Here is an 18,280-nt window from a genome sequence, read left to right on the forward strand (position 1 = left end):
AGCGGGGCCTCCGGCGTAGCTACTTCAAGCTGCTATGCTGACATTACAAGCCAACGGGAGACTGAATGACTTCTGACATCAGTATTGTCTGGCTGGGAACCATTGCCAGCCTGCTGGCGGGCCTCGCCAGTGGCGTGGGCGCCCTGGGTGTGTTTCTTGTCCGTACCCTCACCCATAAACTGCAGGACGGTATGCTGGCTTCAGCCGCGGGCGTGATGTTGGCGGCTTCATTTTTTTCTCTGTTACTACCTGGCCTCGAGTACGGCGAACAGATTACTGGCGAAACCTGGACCGCCGCGCTGATTGTCATTTTCGGCCTGCTCTCCGGTGCCGCTGCCCTCTACTTTGTGCACCAGAAGCTGCCGCATCAGCACTTCGAGCTGGGCCGGGAAGGATCGAACGCTTCTTACATCCGTGGCATATGGCTCTTTATTGTCGCTATAACCCTCCACAACTTCCCCGAAGGCATGGCGGTGGGCGTCGGTTTCGCCGGCGGCGATGTCAATAATGGCTATGTTCTTGCCACCGGTATCGGACTCCAGAACATTCCGGAGGGGCTGGCCGTCGCTTTTTCGCTATTGGCCATCAACTACTCGCGAATCAAGGCCTTCAGCATTGCCCTGATGACTGGATTGGCCGAGCCCCTGGGCGGTCTCTTCGGAGCGACGCTTGTCTGGCTTGCCGAGCCAATAATGCCCTGGACCCTGGGCTTCGCAGCGGGCGCCATGCTGTTCATCATCAGCAACGAAATCATCCCCGAAACCCATCACCGGCAGTGGAAAATCATGTCCACCTTCTGCCTGATGGGCGGTTTTGCCGTGATGATGTTCCTGGATGCTACGTTGGGCTAACCGCCCAGACACCCGCCAGGGCTTCCAGAGCCTCCGCGATCAGAGGCTCGCCCTGTCGGTCCTGGTGCCATACGAAACTGAGCGCGCAAGGCAACTGCAACCCCTCAACAATTTCCAGGCCGGTTTCCTGGCGCTCAGCCATCGCCAATGCATCCCGCGCGAGACTCAAACCCACACCTGCCCTGACCAGGTCCAGCATGCACGCCTCCTGATCGACCTGGGCTACGCCCCGCGGCATTAACCCCATGGGTTCCAGAGTGCCTTTAAGCAGCCGGTGATGAACGGAGTCTTCTGGGGTCACAATCCAGGGCATAGCTGCCAAGTCGGACCACTGGGCCGACCGAAGCCTCGGCCCCCAACCCGCCGGCGCAACCACATAGTAGTGAAACCGGGTCAGCTCACGGTGAACCACATCCGGCGCCAGTGCACCCGGCCCGACGCCGGGCGGCGCCAGAAAAAAGCCGACATCGAGGCGGCCATCCCGCACCTGCTCCAACACGCTGCCACTCATACCCTGACGCAGTTCGGTTTCCAGTTGTGGCGCCCGTTCCACCAGGCGATGCAGAAACGCCCCGAGACGGATAAATTCCGGATCCACGATGGTACCAATTCGCAACCGCCCTCGAAGGGTGTTATGCAATGCCCGGGCGCTCTGCTCAAACGCCGCCATGGCAGAGAGTGCTTTTTCAGCCGAAGGCAAGAGAGCCTGACCATCGGGGGTCAACACCAGACCCTGGGGCTTGCGCAGGAACAGTTTGAGTTCCAGTTCGTCCTGCAGTTGCTTGAGTTTGAGGCTGACAGCGGGCTGAGTCAGATGGAGGCGAGTGGCGGCGCGGCTTACGCTGCCCTCACGGGCGACAGTAACGAACGCCCGAAGGCTCTGAAGGGGGTACATAAGCGTCTCGTTTCAGGTTCTTGATATAAGATTACCTTATATCTGGCTTTTGAAAATCTCAATTGCTTTACCCCTTTGCCACACCTAACCTGTATGGTCAGAAATTACCCAAAGCTCCTTAAGGGCCCTTAGCAGAATGCATTTCTGCCATTTCGAGCGGCCAATCGCGAAAAGACAGAGGCATCCATGACCAACGCAACCATCCAGCATTATATCAATGGCGAAATATCTCTCGGCACATCCAGCCAGTCCCAGGACGTGTTCAATCCGGCCACTGGACAGGTCACAGGCCGCGTAGCGCTGGCCGGCCATGAGGACGTGGACGCTGCTGTTGCTGCCGCCGATGCTGCATTCCCCGCCTGGGCCGACACACCGCCCATTCGCCGGGCCAGAGTCATGTTCAAGTTTCTGGAACTGTTGAACACCCACAAGGATGACCTGGCCCGCGCCATCACCGCGGAGCATGGCAAGGTATTCACGGACGCCCAGGGCGAAGTAGCCCGGGGCATCGACATCGTCGAGTTCGCCTGCGGAATTCCCCAGCTTCTGAAAGGCGATTACACCGAGCAGGTCAGCACGGGTATCGATAACTGGACCACTCGCCAGCCTCTCGGCGTGGTCGCCGGCGTTACTCCGTTCAACTTCCCGGCGATGGTGCCCATGTGGATGTTTCCGGTAGCCATCGCAGCAGGCAACACCTTTGTCCTGAAGCCCAGCCCCCTCGACCCGAGCGCTTCCCTGATGATCGCCGACCTGCTCAAACAGGCCGGCCTGCCCGATGGCGTGTTTAACGTAGTTCAGGGCGACAAGGACGCGGTGAACGCCCTGATCGAACATCCGGATGTCCAGGCCCTGAGTTTTGTCGGATCCACCCCGATTGCCAATCTGCTTTACGAGAAAGGCGCCAAGCACGGCAAGCGCATTCAGGCCCTCGGCGGGGCCAAGAACCACATGGTGGTGATGCCGGACGCCGATCTCGACAAAGCAGTCGATGCCCTGATCGGCGCCGCCTACGGCAGTGCCGGCGAGCGCTGCATGGCCATCAGTGTGGCGGTGCTTGTCGGGGATGTTGCGGACAAGATCGTGCCAAGACTGGCCGAGCGGGCCCGAAGCCTGAAAGTGAAAAACGGCGAACAGCTGGATGCCGAGATGGGCCCGATTGTTACCGCCGCCGCACACCAGCGCATTACCGGCTACATTGACAAGGGTGTGGCAGAAGGTGCCGAGCTGGTCGTGGATGGCCGGGAGTTCGATGCCTCGAACACCGGCGATGGCTGCGCCGATGGTTTCTGGATGGGCGGTTCACTGTTTGATCACGTCACGCCCGATATGACGATCTATCGTGAAGAAATCTTCGGACCGGTTCTGGCCTGTGTCCGGGTACCCGATATCGCAACGGCGATTCGTCTGATCAACGACCACGAATTCGGCAACGGTGTCAGCTGCTTCACCGAGAGCGGCAGCGTGGCCCGGGAATTTGGCCGCCGAATCCAGGTCGGCATGGTCGGGATTAACGTACCCATTCCCGTACCCATGGCGTGGCACGGCTTTGGCGGCTGGAAGCGCTCGATGTTTGGCGACACCCACGCTTACGGCGAAGAGGGCGTGAAGTTCTACACGCGCCAGAAATCCATCATGCAGCGCTGGTCCGATTCCATTGATGCCGGTGCGGAATTTGTGATGCCGACCGCCAAGTAACTACAGAACCAGCAGCGGAGAAAACGCCATGTCCGACAACAACAATGCGACGGGACATCAGGAGTTCGATTACATCATTATCGGCGCCGGCACTGCCGGCTGCCTGCTGGCCAACCGGCTGAGCGCAAACCCGGAGAATCGGGTGCTACTGATCGAGGCTGGCGGACGGGATAACTACCACTGGATTCATATCCCGGTGGGCTACCTGTACTGCATCGACAATCCGCGAACAGACTGGCGTTTCCGTACCGAGCCCGATCCTGGCCTGAACGGCCGATCTCTCATCTACCCCCGCGGCAAGACTCTGGGAGGCTGCTCCAGCATCAACGGAATGCTCTATATTCGTGGCCAGGCCCGGGATTACCAGCAGTGGGCCGAAATTACCGGCGAGGACGCCTGGAACTGGGACAACTGCCTTCCCGATTTCATGCGCCACGAAGATCACTACCGCCTTGATGAGGGCGGCGATGCCGATCCGGAGCACCGCAAGTACCACGGTCACGGCGGGGAATGGCGTGTGGAGCATCAGCGCCTGAAGTGGAAAGTGCTGGAGGACTTTGCCACTGCCTGCGTCGAGGCGGGCATACCCCGGACCCGGGATTTCAACCGCGGCGACAACGAGGGCGTGGATTACTTTGAGGTGAACCAGCGCTCCGGCTGGCGCTGGAATACGTCCAAAGCGTTCCTGAGGAACGCGGAAAAGCGTTCCAACCTGACCCTGTGGCACTCAACCCATGTATTAGGGCTCGAGACAGAAAACGCCGGCTCCGGACCTCGCTGTGTCGGCGTTCGGGTCGAGCGGTCTGGCGGAGATGACGTTATCGCCCGGGCAAAACGGGAAGTTATCCTGTCCGCTGGCGCCATTGGCTCCCCGCAATTGCTGCAACTCTCGGGCATTGGTCCCGCCGACCTCCTCAAGGAACACGGCATTGATGTGGTTGCCGACCTGCCCGGCGTTGGCGAGAACCTCCAGGATCACCTGCAGATCCGGTCTGTGTACAAGGTGAAAGGGGCCACAACGCTGAACACCATGGCCAACTCCCTGATCGGCAAGGCCAGAATTGGCCTGGAATACCTGCTTACACGCTCGGGGCCGATGAGTATGGCGCCCTCACAGCTGTGTCTGTTTACCCGCAGTTCCGAGGAATACGATTACGCCAACATCGAATACCATGTGCAGCCCCTTAGCCTGGACGCTTTCGGGCAGCCGCTTCACAATTTCCCGGCCATCACCGCCAGCGTTTGCAATCTGAACCCCACCAGCCGGGGTACGGTGCGCATCCGCAGCAACGATCCAAAACAAGCACCGGCGATATCCCCCAATTACCTGAGCACGCCGGAAGACCGGAAAGTCGCGGCAGACTCTTTGCGGGTGACGCGCCGCATTGCCGAACAGCCCGCGTTCATGCAGTACCAGCCGGAAGAATTCAAACCCGGACTTGAGTACCAGACCGACGACGAGCTGGCGAAGCTGGCGGGCGACATCGGCACCACGATCTTTCACCCGGTGGGCACTACCCGTATGGGGCGAGCCGATGATGAACAGGCAGTAGTGGACCCACACCTGAGGGTCCGGGGTGTGGCGGGATTGCGCGTGGTGGATGCCGGGATAATGCCCACGATCACCAGCGGCAACACCAATTCTCCAACCCTGATGATTGCCGAGAAGGCCGCCAGGTGGATTCTGGCGGGTGATTGAGCATTGAACTGATTGCAGTTTCCAGGTTTTTACCGGCGGACAGGCTGCTAGAATCGGCAGCCTGTTTCAATTGCAAAGGACTGACCCACCATGACGCTTGCAACCTGGCTGACCGTGGTCACCATCTGCATTCTGGGCGCTATGTCCCCGGGACCCTCGCTGGCACTGGTGCTCAAGCAGACGCTCACCGGTGGTCGGCGCAACGGCATCATCACCGCTCTTAGCCATGGCATCGGTGTCGGCATCTATGCCTTTCTGAGCATCCTCGGGCTCGCCGCCATCATCACCGCCTCGCCAACGTCGTTTTCAATTCTGCAATGGGGCGGCGCCCTGTACCTGGCCTGGCTGGGCGTGAAAGGACTGATGGCAAAGCGGCAGGCGGATGACGAACTGCCAGAGCCGCCCACCACCAAAAGTGCGGCCCGTGACGGTTTTCTGATTGCCTTCTTCAACCCGAAAATCGCGGTATTCTTCCTGGCCCTGTTCAGTCAGGTGGTGGGCACCGACACCAGCCTGATGGCCAAGTTCGGCTATGCCGCAACCGCCCTTGTCATTGATACCAGCTGGTACCTGATCGTTGCCTGGCTGTTCTCCAACCCGAAATGGCTGACCCTGCTCAGACAGAAAGCCGTGTGGTTCGAGCGTATCTTCGGGGCCATTCTCATTGGCCTGGCTGGCCGTCTGGTTGTCGAGATTCTGAACGGGAAATAACCGGCTCAGCCCGCCAGCTGGACAATCTCATCGTACTCGCGCGTCTGGACCACCTGCTCGGCCGCGGGCTCTGAGGCCAGCCTACACGCCTCATTGACCATGGCACTGGCCACTGTTTGCGCCTCAATGCCGCGGTACTTATCCAGGGGACCGATCAGCAGACGGTTCACCAGCGGCATCGCTTTTATGCCAAGGGCCTCGGCGGTGCGCTGTTCTTTGCGATCGCCCAACAACAGACTCGGGTGATAGATGGACAGGTAGGGATAGTCGAGATCTCTCAGGGCGTCTTCAAGCTCGCCCTTTACCCGATTATAAAAAATAGTCGACGACGACGAGGCTCCAATCGCAGACATCAGGATGAACGCTCGTACTCCACGGGAGCGACCCAGCTCACCGGCTTTCATCGGGTAGCCCAGATCCACCTTCCGGAACTGATCCTGTGAGCCCGCTTTTTTGATGGTGGTGCCCAGGCAGCAGATAATCACATCCACATCGAACAGTTCGGCGTGATCCTCCAAGCGATCGAAATCGACTTCATGCTGTGCCAGTTTGTCATGCAGCGTCGGCAGTTTGTGCCTCACCAGCGCCACCACCTGCGTAACCTCTTCTCTGCCCAGCAAACCCTGTAGCACTTTGCCACCAGTCAGGCCGGTAGCGCCCAGCAACATCACCCTCATAATCGTCTTTCCCCCATAACCGACTTACCATCCTACCAAAGACCCGCAACAAACGCTGACAGGATGGCGTAAGTCTCCCCGACCGCGGATACTAACGATAGAATCAGAGTTTTACTTTACGGGTAACGGAGACCTGCTTGAAATCGCTTTTGCTTATCCTCGTGACTGTCATCTTCCTTACCGGCTGCCAGGAATCCCCTACCGGCCGGGACCGCCTGGCCCTGGTTCCCGAAGCTGTTCTGGCTGATATGGGCCAGGAAAGCTTCGCGCAGATGAAGCAGCAGAATGCCGTAATCACAAGGCCTGACATCAACCGCTTAGTACAGTGTATTACGGAAGCTCTGGTCAGCGCCGCCCACACCCGATATCCGGACGCTCCAATGCCACAGTCCTGGGATATTGCCGTCTTTGAAAATGCCACACCCAACGCTTTTGCCCTGCCCGGAGGCAAGATCGGCGTGCATTCAGGGCTACTCGAACTGGCCGAAAACCAGGCCCAGCTGGCCACGGTCATTGGTCACGAAATAGCCCATGTTCTTGCCGACCACGGCAATGAACGCCTGACCCAGGAGCTGGGCCTGCAAGCAGGAATGCTGCTGGTGGGCCTGTTCACCGAAAGTGAAATTGCGGAGAACCAGATACAGCAGGCTCTGGGCATTGGCGCCCAACTGGGTATTACGCTGCCGTTCAGTCGTGCCCATGAGGAGGAGGCCGATTTGATGGGCCTGGAAATCATGGCCCGGGCCGGTTTTGAACCGGGCCAGAGTGTCAGGCTCTGGCAGAACATGGCGCAGGCTTCGGGCGCACAACCGCTGGAATTTCTATCCACCCATCCGAATCACGACACCCGCATTGCCTCCCTGCAAAATCAGCTGGAGACTGCCCGCTCGGTTTTCGAAACGGTTCCTCCAGCCAACTGTCAGATCTGATCAAGTCGCACTCACCGTATAATTGACTATCATCAAGTCTAGCGGCGCGTTAAAACTGAGGCAGATTCCATGGTGGAACGCTTGCCACATCCGGATGGTTTCCGGCTGGTCCTGACACCTAACCGTTCCCTCAGCTGGCATGGCAATGTCCGGATCTGGGCCGCCCTGTTCGTGCTTTCAGCCCTTATCGCAACGGGCTTTACGCTTATGGGCGCCTGGGTGATTATTCCGTTTGCCGGGCTGGAGCTGATTGCCCTCGCTTGCGGCATCTACCTGACCTCACGGGAGTGCCAGCGGCAGGAGGTGCTGTCCATCGACGATGAGGACATTCATCTGGAGAAAGGCAGAAAGCGCAAGCAGGCCGAGTGGACCCTTCCCACCCGTTATGCGCGGCTGAGGGTTGCCTCACCACCGCACCCGTTCACACCGGCTAAGCTCTCCCTGACCCATCGGGATACCGAAGTATCAATTGGCGGCTTCCTGAACATCGAGGATACCGAAAAGCTCATTGGCATGCTTGAGAAGAACGGGTTGCTGATCGAACGCAAAGAGCCCGATCCGCAGATCGGGCTCTGGTTCTGAAAATTCCGCCCATCCCTGATTGCTTATTCGTAGCTGGCAGCGATTCTTTCGATCTCTCCAGCCTCACGAGCCTCGTCCAGAGCCTGCTGGAGATCCTCGATCACAGCCGGATCGGTGTTGTTGCTGAATGCCAGATACATGGGCGTCTCCCGGAATACCAGAACCGGCTGCAGCCCGGTGATACCGTGCTCTTCCTCTGCCATCAGGGGGCCCACCAGGCCGTCTGTAACCCACAGGTCGGCCTGGCCGAGGGTAAGGCGACGAGTGTTCACATCACCTGAAACCCCCATCACCACGTTGAATCCCTGATCAACCAGGTACTCGGACATCACATCGCCCTTGTACCCGGCGATTCTCAGGTCTTTGGCTTCTTCCAGGGAGTCCAGAGTGATATCGGAGTCTGGCGCGGCGAACAACGTCCACTTGATTGATGCCAGAGGACCTACCCATTGAAACTGATCTTCCCGCTCGTCGGTGCGCGCGGTGCAGAACAGACCATGATTTTCGCGATCCTGTACCCAGTTGTAGGCGTAACTCCAGTCCCGCATTTTCATCACGTAGTCATAGTCGACCCGGGACAGCATCGCCTTGACCATATCCGCACAGATGCCGGTTATGTCGTCTTCATTGTGGGCGAACCCTTTTCCGGTTTCAGAGGCATTATAGGGAGGGTAGTTTTCCGTAAAGATATACAGGCGCTCGGCCGCAAGGACCGGGAGGCCAATGGCCGACAGGGTCAACGCGATGAGGCCGGTTTTAATGCCTGTGATTAACTTCGAGGAGACCGGTGCAGTTTCTGTGGGCATTCTCTAGTCCTTTTCGACGATTCAGCTGGAACGGAAGTCAGGCGGCCGCATTGAGTGGCCATAAACCAGGGATATGATTGCAAAAGCGACACACTGGCATTTAATGTCAGCCTTCTTGGTTGATTATGCCAGCAAAACCCATGATTGCGTTTCCTGCAGAAAAAGTCAGTGACAAAACGTATCTGGAAAACCTGCCATCTTTCTGTGGAGCTCAGGTGCCACCAGAGATAACGTCTCCTGCGTCACCGTCGGCAGTACTGACAATCCTGTCACCAATCACACGCAGGCAGCCGCTCTTGCAGACTACGTTGAGAGGCGTTCTGGAGACCACATCCCCGTCGGCCGTAACGGTCTTAGGTTTGCCGGTGTGTACCAGGCAGCGTTGGCTCCTGATATGGACCAGCGTACTGGTGCGCCGAGGAGTTTGCCGGTTCAGGCGAACCATCAGAAACGTGAACAAAAGCTGAAGAATGGGGCGTGGCCGGACCGCGACAATAGCCAGCTGGCCATCGCTGACGGATGCCTCGGGAATCTCGTTGCCACCGCCAAAAAAAGCGCCATTGGCCACCGCGATGGAAAGCCACCGGCCCTTCACGACGCCCCGATCGCAACGGATGGTTGCCCTGAAGCCTCGCTTCGCATTCAGCCGGCGTAATAATTCGACCACATAGCTGAAACGCCCGAAGAGCTTTTTTTCGGTATCGCGGGATTCCCGTGCATGGAGGGTTCCCATGCCGACATGGGCAACGTTCAAAAACATACCATCACCATAATCCGCGACATCCACCATTTGCGTTCGGCCGCTGGCAATCAACTTACACAGTGCTCCCGGCTGGCGGGGAAGCCCCAGATTCCGGGCAAAGTCGTTGGCTGTACCAGACGGCAGGACAGCAAGGGTGGCCCCCTTCGCCCGGCAAACGGCGGCGGCCCGGCTTACCGAACCGTCTCCGCCCGCTACAATAAGCGTGTCCCGGTCGTCGAGCCTGGTGCTCCAGTCGGATTCCTCAAAGTCAAAGCATCGAGGATCGTGGATACCGGCAGTTGCCAGGTGCTCCAGCCAGAACTCCCGGCCACGCTCACCATCGCCAGCACCGGAATTGCATATCAGCCAATAAGCCATGGCGCTTGTCTCTGCTCCCCTGCTCCATCACAATCCTTTAGACCATTCCCTCACAATAATGAACAACAAGGCAAGCTCGATGGATTTTGTCAGAACCCCGGAAAAACGCTTTGAACGACTCCTGGATTACCCGTTTGAGCCCCACTACGTGGAGGTGGACGGGCTGCGTATGCACTACGTGGATGAAGGGCCGGCCGACGCAAGTCCCGTTCTGATGATGCATGGCGAACCTTCCTGGTCCTACCTCTACCGGCATATGATTCCGATCTGCGCGGCGGCCGGCCACCGGGTTATCGCCCCGGACCTGATCGGTTTCGGCAAGTCCGACAAACCCACGTCCCTTGACGACTATTCCTACCAGCAGCACATGGACTGGATGCAGTCGTTCCTCGATCAGCTCGGACTCACCAACATCACTCTGGTATGCCAGGATTGGGGCTCATTGCTGGGGCTGCGGCTGGCGGCGGAGAATCCGGAGCGGTTCCGGGCCATTGTGGTGGGCAACGGCATGTTACCTACCGGCGATCAGAAAGCCCCGCCGGCGTTCAAGATCTGGAAGAATTTTGCCCTGCACAGTCCCTGGTTTCCCATTGCACGGATCATCAACACCGGCTCTTTCCGCAAGCTGGGGCCCGATGAAATGCGGGCCTACGACGCCCCCTTCCCTGGCAAAAAGTACAAAGCCGGCGCCCGGGCCTTCCCCAGACTGGTGCCGATGCACCCGGACGATCCCGCCAGTGAGGCTAACCGGAACGCCTGGAAAGTGCTCGAACGTTGGGAAAAGCCATTTCTGACCACCTTCAGCAATGGCGATCCGATCACCCGGGGCGGCGACGCCTATATGCATAAGCGGATTCCTGGCGCAAAAGACCAGCCCCATGTAACCCTCAAGGGCGGTCATTTTCTTCAGGAAGATTCACCCGTGCCCTTCGCCCGGGCCATCAATGATCTGCTCGCGACACTCGCCTGAGTGGTGTAGTCCTGAGGGTGGCAAACTCAATCCTGGCCCACCGGCACCCGCGGCCGGTAGTGCCAGGAAGACCAGCTGTACAGGCCCAGTGCAATCCAGATCACCAGAAAGCTCGTCAGTTGGGCGTCACTCAGAGGCTCGCCAAACACCAGCAGGGCAATAAAGAACTGCAGGGTGGGATTGATGTACATCAGGAAGCCGACGGTCGCCAACCGCAGGCGCCGGGCGGCACCGGCAAAAAGTAGCAGCGGAATGGCTGTCACAATGCCGCTGGCCATCAGCAGGCTGCCAATGTAGGCACTGTCGCCGAAGTGCGACATTCCCTCGCTCGCCAGCCATCCAAAGGTCAGCAGGCCGACCGGCAACAGCAGCATGGTTTCAACGAACAGGCCGGAAAGCCCATCGAGCACCACCTGTTTTCGAACGAGGCCATAAGTACCGAAACTCATGGCAAGGGCGAGTGAAATCCACGGCAGTTCACCAAGCATCGCAAGCTGGATCAGAATACCAACGCCTGCGAGCACCACCGCAGCCATCTGCCACGGCCCCATGCGTTCGCGAAGCACGAGCATGCCCAGGGCGACATTCACCAGTGGCGTCAGGAAATAGCCCAGGCTGGCCTGGAGAACATGGCGGGTTTCCACGGAATAAATGTAGATGCCCCAGTTGGCGGCAATGAGCAGCGCACAGGCAAGAACGCGCCAGAGCTGCTTCGGATTCGCCAATGCCGCTCTCACAGCAGGCCAGCGACGGAGGCCACTTATGACCACAGCGAGAAAAACACAGGACCAGATGATCCGGTGAATCAAGATTTCAAAGGCCGGCACACCCTCAAACAGGGCAAAGAACAGAGGAAAACAGCCCCAGATCGTGTAGGCACTCAGGCCATACCAGACCCCTTTGGTCGCATCCGTCATGTATTAGCCACTCCCGGACACCCTTCCTAGGCTGGTTTTTTCTGGGTGGCAACCAGAGCCACACCAACGATAGCGATGAGCCCGCCTGTCATTGCCAGTCCTCCAAGGCGCTCATCGAACAGCAGATACGCTTCCAGCGCGGTAACCGGAGGCACCAGGTAGAACAGGCTGGCCACCTGGGAAGCAGCACCCTGGCGTATCAGCCACATCAGAAGAAGGACGGCGCCGGTGGATAACCCAATCACAAGCCAGGCCATGGACAACTGCAACTGCAGGCTCCACTCAACCTCGCGGGTTTCGAGGGCGAAGGCTCCAATGGCAAACAGGGCGGCCGCTGCCGCAAATTGGATCAGCGTGCCGGCCACCAGATCCGCGCTGGCGCCGAAGCGCTTCTGGTAGACCGTGCCCATGGAAATTCCAGCGAGGGCAAAACCCGCCCAAAGCAGGCTCCAGGGAGAAAAGCCGGAGGCCTGACCACTCATACCGAACTTCTCAAGGAGGACAAGCGCCACACCGACCAGCCCCAGAATAAGTCCAATCCACTGACGTCCGCTGACTGTTTCCTTGAGGATTGCCACCGCCGCCGCCGCCGTCACCAGGGGTTGCAGCCCCACAATCAGGGAAACAATTCCGGACGCCATGCCATCCTGAATCGCGTAGTAGACACCGCCCAGATAGCAGCCATGCACCAACATCCCGGTAACCGCAAGGTGTCCGGCACCTCGCCAGCCCGGCCAGCGGGTTTTCATGACCCAGGCCAGGGCTCCAAGCACCACCAGTGTCAGCAGCATGCGGATCAGCAGCAGCGTAAACGGCTCCGCAAAGGGCAGACCGTACTTGGCGCCGATAAAACCAGTACTCCACAGCCAGACGAACAGCGCGGGCACGAAAAACGAGTAAAACAGTGAGCGCATGAAACTCAACCGGATTCGATGTATTTGTCAGTCAGCTTACTTTATAAGTTAGCAGGCAAACAAAACAGATACAGAAATCCGGTTTCGTGACCGGTACAGTTTGTCAGGCACGGGTCTCCGGCAGCCTTACCTCGATAGCCGGCTCGGAATCGTGCCAGTTACCCTCCCAGGTGACTTCGGGTGCTGCGCCCGGCCGGGGCGTAATGGTGACGGACACGGATCCGAAACTGGTCGGTGCCGGTCCGAAGCGGATTGGTTTGTCCTGCTCCAGCCACCGGGGAGGGATACCAGCTCCGAGAATGAGACGATCTCCCTCCTCCCGGACAAAGCAGTTGCGGACCATCAACACCCACTCGGCCGACGCCCAGACATGGTGACCATCGCCCATACAGCCGCCCTCGGTCGCCGGATGAATGGCTTCCGGCCATTGCCCGGTGGGCGATGCCAGGCCGGCCACCGTATCCACCAGATCCAGGAATCGAGCATCGCCCGCACGCAGGAGAACCTGAGCCACATGCAGGGTGAGGTAGGCGTTAAGGCCCGAGTGAATCATGTCCTGATAGAACGCCCCTTTTACAAAGCATTTTTCGAGGAGGAATTCGGCACAGTCCAGCAACCTGGGATCATCCGGCTCACACAGCTGGGTCGGATAACCCATCGCCAGTGAGCCAATGGCGCCCGCATCCAGGCGGCGATAGGGTGAGGCCGGCATTCCCGGTCGCTTGAGTCGCTGCTCGCAGGTTGCCAGGCTGCGATCCACCGTCTGGCTGAACTCCCGGGCACCGGCGCCGAAATGCTCGCCGATTTCCCGGTCAATCGTGGCAAACAGTGATTCGGCGGCCTTCAGGCCGGCGATGCCCCAGAAGTCGTCCCAGTAGTAATAGTCATTGGGCCCCAGGTGTTCGGCGCTGAATCCGGCGGGCAAAAGGCCAGCGTGAGGCCCTTCGATATTTTCACTCAGGCGTTTATTCTCGATCCAGCGAGCGCCCTTGCGCACCGGCTCCTGCCACTCCGGGTGCAGAGGTCGACCCGTAAGCTCATGGAACCGCCTCAGAATCCAGAGCACTTCTCCATTGGCATCCCATTCCCCTTCCTGGGAGCGGAAATAGCCGTTTTTCAGTTGCCGCGCCGGGAACTGGTAGAGCGCCCGCTCAGCGCGATCTGTAAGACCTGCACAGAGCAAGGCATGGATAATGAACGCGGCATCGCGAAACCAGAAACGCTTGTAGGTATAGGGCCCGGGGTACACATCTTCCGGAGAGTGCAGCACCAGGGAATTCAGGGCGGCGTCATAGAGGAACTGCCAGTTTTCGTCGGGGCACTCCAGGCGGGCATGGCCATGAAGGGCGGCCGCCCAGCCGTCAGAGCGAATAACTGGCGCCGACTCATCCTGCAGCGGCACCCTGAGCCTGAGCTCCGACTCCTCACCTGCTTCGACCCGGAACAGGGCCGCTGCGGTGACCATGCCGACGTCGCACTGCCCTTCGCACTGGTCTTCCTTGTCCTGCAGATGAATCCGAACATCACCCTCGCGATAGTTCGACACATGATGCCGCTCTGCCGGGCGACTGAAAAACACCGCCTGCTTGCCATCTATGGTCCAGGCGTCTCTCTGCTCGGACAGCCGGACCTTGTTGATAAAGCTGATTCCTTCAGGATTGGCGGGGCGCAAGGATATGACCAGAGAGCCGGAAGTCTCGGCCCGGGCCTTCACGACCATTTCGCAAACCGCCCGGCCGTTTTCGACTACCACCCGGGAACGACTGGTCAGGGCCAGCCCGTCCAGTTCGGACTCTGTGACCACGCAGGGACCACCCTCAAGTTCCTGGCGTTGCCGGGCCGTCTTGCAACGTGAGGGCAGAAGGCACCGGCCATCGTCCGCCAGCAGCCACGCATCCAGTGACCAGCCGTCATGGAACGGTGTCAGCAACCCCCGGGGATCCACCACGGGCAATTCATCCACATCCGGCTGTCCGATGGCCGTCCAGTTACGGTTACTGAGATTGATGTGGGTAATCGAAAATGCCCGGGGAATGAAGGCAATGTCTTCGGGGTCAAACTGGCGCTCCACCCAGTATGGCCAGACCCAATCAAGGTTGTGCTGGATGACCCGACTGTTGATCAGCCCCCGCGCATGGAAAACCACGCCGGCCCTGAGCAGTTCGATGGGCTCGCCGACTTCCGAAGGCTGGGCAAAACTGTGAAGTTTCCCGAGCAGCGCGATCGGATCGAGGAAACCATGGCGGTGGGCCACGCGTTTTACCAGGTAACGCCAGGGCAGCCACTTCATCCAGCTCATTCGTTTGCCTCCTGTTCTGTTGGCTCAGTCTCGACCTTGTAACGGGCGAGTGCCCGCCGGGCGAGACGATTGAGAAACACAACGGCCAGTACCGTGCCTACGAAACCGGCACCGTAAATGGCCCACTCCAGGGGTGAACGGCCGGTTTCCCGCACACCCAGAGTTGACAGGTCGGCGGCAAGCGAGCCGAGATACACGTTATGCAGGGAAAAGGGAATCACACCGAAAAAGGTGCCGACAACGAAACCGCCAAACGAGAAATTGGTGAGACCGAACAGAAAATTGGACAGCTTGCCGGGGAAGAAAGGGATCAGGCGGGTCAGCAGTACGATTTTCCAGCCGTGAGGCGCCATTTCGTTGCTAACGACAGACAATCGCGCGCGGCTGCGAATGTACACACGGGCGTGCTCACCCAGAAAATGCCGGGCAACCAGAAAGGCAATGGCCGAGCCCAACGTAGTGCCCACAACCACGTAGGCTGTGCCTTCCAACACGCCGAACACGAAACCCGCTCCGGTGGTCAACAACACCCCGGGCAGAAGCAGCACCATGGCCAGCACCATGATGCCGACAAACAGCAGAGCCGCCCAGGCCCCCTGGGTATCAAACCAGCGCAGAAGCTCGACGACCTGCTGATGCACACCGAAGGCGTAAAGCAGACCGACTATCAGCCCAACGGCGGCAATGCTCCCGCCCATCCAGAGGACGGGCGACTTCTTCCAGTTGCTCATGGCCTCACCCTAACGCGGGAGGGCACCGGGTCTCAAAGGCCGGACAGGTCATCCGCGCTTTATGAGCTACTGAGAATCGACTGGAGTTTCTGGGTCAGATCGACTGCCTCTGCCCCCAACGGCGTGAGATAGCCGCCATCTTTCTGGCTGATCAGCCCCTTGGCATGAAGGTTTTCGGCGGCCTTCACCGTTTCCGGAGCCGCCGAATGGGCATGAACCTTGAGCCCTTCCTGAGTCGAGGTGGAAGGAAATTGGCCCAGCAAATTGAGTTCGGCAAGGTGATCAACAGAGAATGGCATGGCATTTCCTCGTATTATTATCGGGGGTTTACATTCAGCATAGCCGATTCACACCATGAAGCTTTCACGAATTCTCAGCAACCGGAATGACATCAGTCGCCGTCAGGCCAATTTTCTGATTGCTTCCGGTCGGGTGGCCGTAAATGACGTCACCTGCCGCGATGCTGCTGCCGAGGTGGATCGGTTTTCATGCGTACGGATGGACGGCGATATCATTCAAGAGGCTGAAGCCTGCCATTACCTCATGCTCCACAAACCTGCAGGTTTTCTGAGTGCAACGCTCGACGACACCCATCGGACCGTGATGGAGCTGATCTCGCCAGAACTGCGCGAGGATCTGCACATTGCCGGACGACTCGACCGCGCCAGCACGGGCCTGCTGATTCTCACCAATGATGGCCGCTGGTCACGCCAGCTCACCGAGCCCCGAATCAAGATCCCGAAAGTCTACCGGGTCAGCACCGCCTATCCGATCTCTCCAGAGACCCCTCATCGATTCGCGGAAGGCATCTGGTTTGAGTTCGAGCAACTCACCACCTCACCTGCTGGCCTGGATCTTCTGAGCCCCTGCGAAGCCAGAGTGACCATTTACGAAGGCCGCTACCATCAGGTGAAACGCATGTTCCATGCCGTCGGTAATCGCGTAACGACCCTGCACCGGGAACGGATGGGGAATATCCGGTTGGACGAAGACCTGGCGGCCGGCGAATACCGCTCACTGACTGCTGAAGAAATCAACCTGATGCCGGATTGATCTGCCTCACAAACGCAGAGCCAGCATGGGCTATGCTTTCAGGGTAGCTCCAACAGAAACAGGGAAGATTCAAGGCAATGCCAAACCAGACGAGCGATTTTTACCCACGGCCACTGCGTCATCTCAGCAGCTACCTCTCGGGGCTGGTGCAGGGAAAGCTCTGGCTGAAGGTGCTCATTGGCATGTTCCTCGGGTTGATTACAGGCACGCTCTTGGGACCGTCGGTGGGACTCGTGGAACCGGAAACCGGGACGTTGATCGGTAACTGGCTGGCTTTCCCGGGGCAACTGTTCCTCGCCACCATCCAGATGATCGTAATCCCCCTGGTAATTGCCTCGGTGGTTCGCGGGCTCGCCGCCAGTGAAGACCTTGAACAGTTGCGCAAGCTCGGCCTGAGGGTCACCGGCTTTTTCGTAATCACGACGGCCATGGCAGCATCGATAGGTCTCTGGATCGGCGACCTGATCAACCCCGGCAGAATGATGGCAGGGCTCGGCACTCCCGTTGCGGCCGGGGAAAACAGTATGCCTGTCGCCTCAATGCCGGGTGTGGATGAGCTGCCCAAGACCCTGATCGGGCTGCTACCGGGCAACCCGCTCGATGCCATGGTTGAAGGCCAGATGCTCCAGGTGGTGATCTTCTCCATCATTGTCGGCATTGCCCTGGTGAGCATGGCCCCGGAAAAATCCAGGCCCATGCTGGACCTGCTCGATTCCCTCCAGCAAATCTGCATGACGGTCGTACGCTGGGCAATGCGCCTTGCCCCGATTGCCGTGTTCGGCCTGATGGCCCAACTCACAACCACCCTGGGATTCCGGGCAATGCTGGGCATGGCATCCTACGTCGCAACCGTCATTGCGGGCTTGCTGGTACTTCTGGGCGTTTACATGCTGATCCTGAAGCTGCTCGCCGGCCAATCCCCCGTCCGGTTCCTGAAAGACACCCGGGATGTGCTGTTGCTGGCCTTTTCCACATCCAGCTCGGCGGCCGTCATGCCGCTTTCCATAAGAACCGCCGAAGACAAGCTCGGTGTCCGGCCGTCGGTTTCCCAGTTCGTGATTCCCCTGGGCGCCACCATCAACATGAACGGCACGGCACTCTACCAGGCCGTTGCTACCATCTTTCTGGCACAGGTCTACGGCATTGATCTCAGCATGGGCAGTATGGCGCTCGTGGTCGCCATGGCTGTGGGCGCGTCCATCGGCTCTCCCGCCACACCCGGGGTAGGCATCGTGATCCTTGCCATGGTGCTGCAAACCGTGGGCATTCCTCCCAGCGGCATCGCACTGATCATGGGTGTGGATCGAATCCTGGATATGTGCCGGACGGCCATCAACGTGACGGGCGATCTGGTGACCTGCAGACTGATGGAGAATCTGGCGGGAAAGAGACTGCCGCCCGAACCAGTACCGGAAGAAACGTCTTGAT

18 protein-coding genes are annotated in these 18,280 nt (G+C 59.0%); 9 read left to right on the forward strand and 9 right to left on the reverse strand.

What is annotated here, in order from left to right; genetic code table 11:
* Positions 1 to 65 precede the first annotated feature (65 nt).
* Positions 66 to 851 (forward strand): ZIP family metal transporter, encoded by a 786-nt coding sequence (locus EDB94_RS05045; RefSeq protein WP_108017636.1) that lies wholly within the window; start codon positions 66 to 68, stop codon positions 849 to 851.
* Here EDB94_RS05045 and EDB94_RS05050 read toward each other — a convergent pair.
* The gene (locus EDB94_RS05050) at positions 838 to 1,746 is read right to left on the reverse strand and encodes a LysR family transcriptional regulator (RefSeq protein WP_108017637.1); all 909 of its coding nucleotides are present in this window, start codon (positions 1,744 to 1,746) and stop codon (positions 838 to 840) included. The genes EDB94_RS05045 and EDB94_RS05050 overlap by 14 nt on opposite strands.
* A 186-nt stretch (positions 1,747 to 1,932) precedes the next feature.
* On the opposite strand from EDB94_RS05050, the gene EDB94_RS05055 reads away from it, so the two are divergent.
* The 3 genes from EDB94_RS05055 (at position 1,933) to EDB94_RS05065 (ending at position 5,854) form a co-directional block, all read left to right on the forward strand.
* Entirely contained in the window at positions 1,933 to 3,444 is a 1,512-nt protein-coding gene (locus EDB94_RS05055; protein WP_108017638.1) for a CoA-acylating methylmalonate-semialdehyde dehydrogenase, read from the forward strand.
* Between the two features lie 28 nt (positions 3,445 to 3,472).
* Positions 3,473 to 5,143, forward strand: a complete 1,671-nt coding sequence (locus tag EDB94_RS05060) for a GMC family oxidoreductase (protein WP_108017639.1) — start codon at positions 3,473 to 3,475, stop codon at positions 5,141 to 5,143.
* A gap of 90 nt (positions 5,144 to 5,233) precedes the next feature.
* Entirely contained in the window at positions 5,234 to 5,854 is a 621-nt protein-coding gene (locus EDB94_RS05065; protein WP_108017640.1) for a LysE family translocator, read from the forward strand.
* A 5-nt stretch (positions 5,855 to 5,859) separates the two neighbouring features.
* Here the strand turns inward: EDB94_RS05065 and EDB94_RS05070 are convergent, their stop codons facing one another.
* Positions 5,860 to 6,531, reverse strand: a complete 672-nt coding sequence (locus EDB94_RS05070; RefSeq protein WP_108017641.1) for an NAD(P)H-binding protein — start codon at positions 6,529 to 6,531, stop codon at positions 5,860 to 5,862.
* Between the two features lie 137 nt (positions 6,532 to 6,668).
* On the opposite strand from EDB94_RS05070, the gene EDB94_RS05075 reads away from it, so the two are divergent.
* Positions 6,669 to 7,460 carry a M48 family metallopeptidase gene (locus EDB94_RS05075; protein ID WP_108017642.1) on the forward strand — a complete coding sequence of 264 codons (792 nt, stop codon included), beginning with the start codon at positions 6,669 to 6,671 and terminating at the stop codon, positions 7,458 to 7,460.
* 69 nt (positions 7,461 to 7,529) lie between these two features.
* On the forward strand, positions 7,530 to 8,042 hold the full coding sequence (locus tag EDB94_RS05080) for a DUF2244 domain-containing protein (RefSeq protein WP_008173864.1): 513 nt from the start codon (positions 7,530 to 7,532) through the stop codon (positions 8,040 to 8,042).
* A 23-nt stretch (positions 8,043 to 8,065) separates the two neighbouring features.
* Here the strand turns inward: EDB94_RS05080 and EDB94_RS05085 are convergent, their stop codons facing one another.
* Entirely contained in the window at positions 8,066 to 8,848 is a 783-nt protein-coding gene (locus EDB94_RS05085) for an ABC transporter substrate-binding protein (protein WP_053112779.1), read from the reverse strand.
* A 211-nt stretch (positions 8,849 to 9,059) separates the two neighbouring features.
* Complete coding sequence (locus tag EDB94_RS05090; RefSeq protein WP_108017643.1) at positions 9,060 to 9,968, reverse strand: diacylglycerol kinase family protein; 909 nt, start codon at positions 9,966 to 9,968, stop codon at positions 9,060 to 9,062.
* Between the two features lie 79 nt (positions 9,969 to 10,047).
* On the opposite strand from EDB94_RS05090, the gene EDB94_RS05095 reads away from it, so the two are divergent.
* Positions 10,048 to 10,938, forward strand: coding sequence for a haloalkane dehalogenase (locus EDB94_RS05095; RefSeq protein WP_108017644.1), 891 nt, complete (start codon positions 10,048 to 10,050; stop codon positions 10,936 to 10,938).
* Positions 10,939 to 10,964: 26 nt separating this feature from the next.
* On the opposite strand, the gene rarD is transcribed toward EDB94_RS05095, so the two are convergent.
* The 5 genes from rarD to EDB94_RS05120 form a co-directional block, all read right to left on the reverse strand.
* Positions 10,965 to 11,855: an EamA family transporter RarD gene (gene rarD / locus EDB94_RS05100; protein WP_108017645.1), complete on the reverse strand. Its 891-nt coding sequence runs from the start codon at positions 11,853 to 11,855 to the stop codon at positions 10,965 to 10,967.
* A gap of 26 nt (positions 11,856 to 11,881) precedes the next feature.
* Positions 11,882 to 12,769, reverse strand: coding sequence for a DMT family transporter (locus EDB94_RS05105; protein WP_014577944.1), 888 nt, complete (start codon positions 12,767 to 12,769; stop codon positions 11,882 to 11,884).
* A gap of 103 nt (positions 12,770 to 12,872) precedes the next feature.
* Positions 12,873 to 15,068, reverse strand: a complete 2,196-nt coding sequence (locus EDB94_RS05110) for a hypothetical protein (protein WP_108017646.1) — start codon at positions 15,066 to 15,068, stop codon at positions 12,873 to 12,875.
* Complete coding sequence (locus EDB94_RS05115) at positions 15,065 to 15,799, reverse strand: TVP38/TMEM64 family protein (protein ID WP_108017647.1); 735 nt, start codon at positions 15,797 to 15,799, stop codon at positions 15,065 to 15,067. The genes EDB94_RS05110 and EDB94_RS05115 overlap by 4 nt, the downstream gene beginning before the upstream one ends.
* A gap of 59 nt (positions 15,800 to 15,858) precedes the next feature.
* Positions 15,859 to 16,098, reverse strand: coding sequence for a TIGR02647 family protein (locus tag EDB94_RS05120; protein ID WP_008173849.1), 240 nt, complete (start codon positions 16,096 to 16,098; stop codon positions 15,859 to 15,861).
* Between the two features lie 55 nt (positions 16,099 to 16,153).
* On the opposite strand from EDB94_RS05120, the gene EDB94_RS05125 reads away from it, so the two are divergent.
* Positions 16,154 to 16,852 carry a pseudouridine synthase gene (locus EDB94_RS05125; protein WP_108017648.1) on the forward strand — a complete coding sequence of 233 codons (699 nt, stop codon included), beginning with the start codon at positions 16,154 to 16,156 and terminating at the stop codon, positions 16,850 to 16,852.
* Positions 16,853 to 16,929: 77 nt separating this feature from the next.
* Positions 16,930 to 18,279, forward strand: a complete 1,350-nt coding sequence (locus tag EDB94_RS05130) for a dicarboxylate/amino acid:cation symporter (protein ID WP_108017649.1) — start codon at positions 16,930 to 16,932, stop codon at positions 18,277 to 18,279.
* Position 18,280 lies beyond the last annotated feature (1 nt).

The sequence above is a fragment of the Marinobacter sp. 3-2 genome (assembly GCF_003751355.1).
Lineage (GTDB): Bacteria > Pseudomonadota > Gammaproteobacteria > Pseudomonadales > Oleiphilaceae > Marinobacter > Marinobacter adhaerens.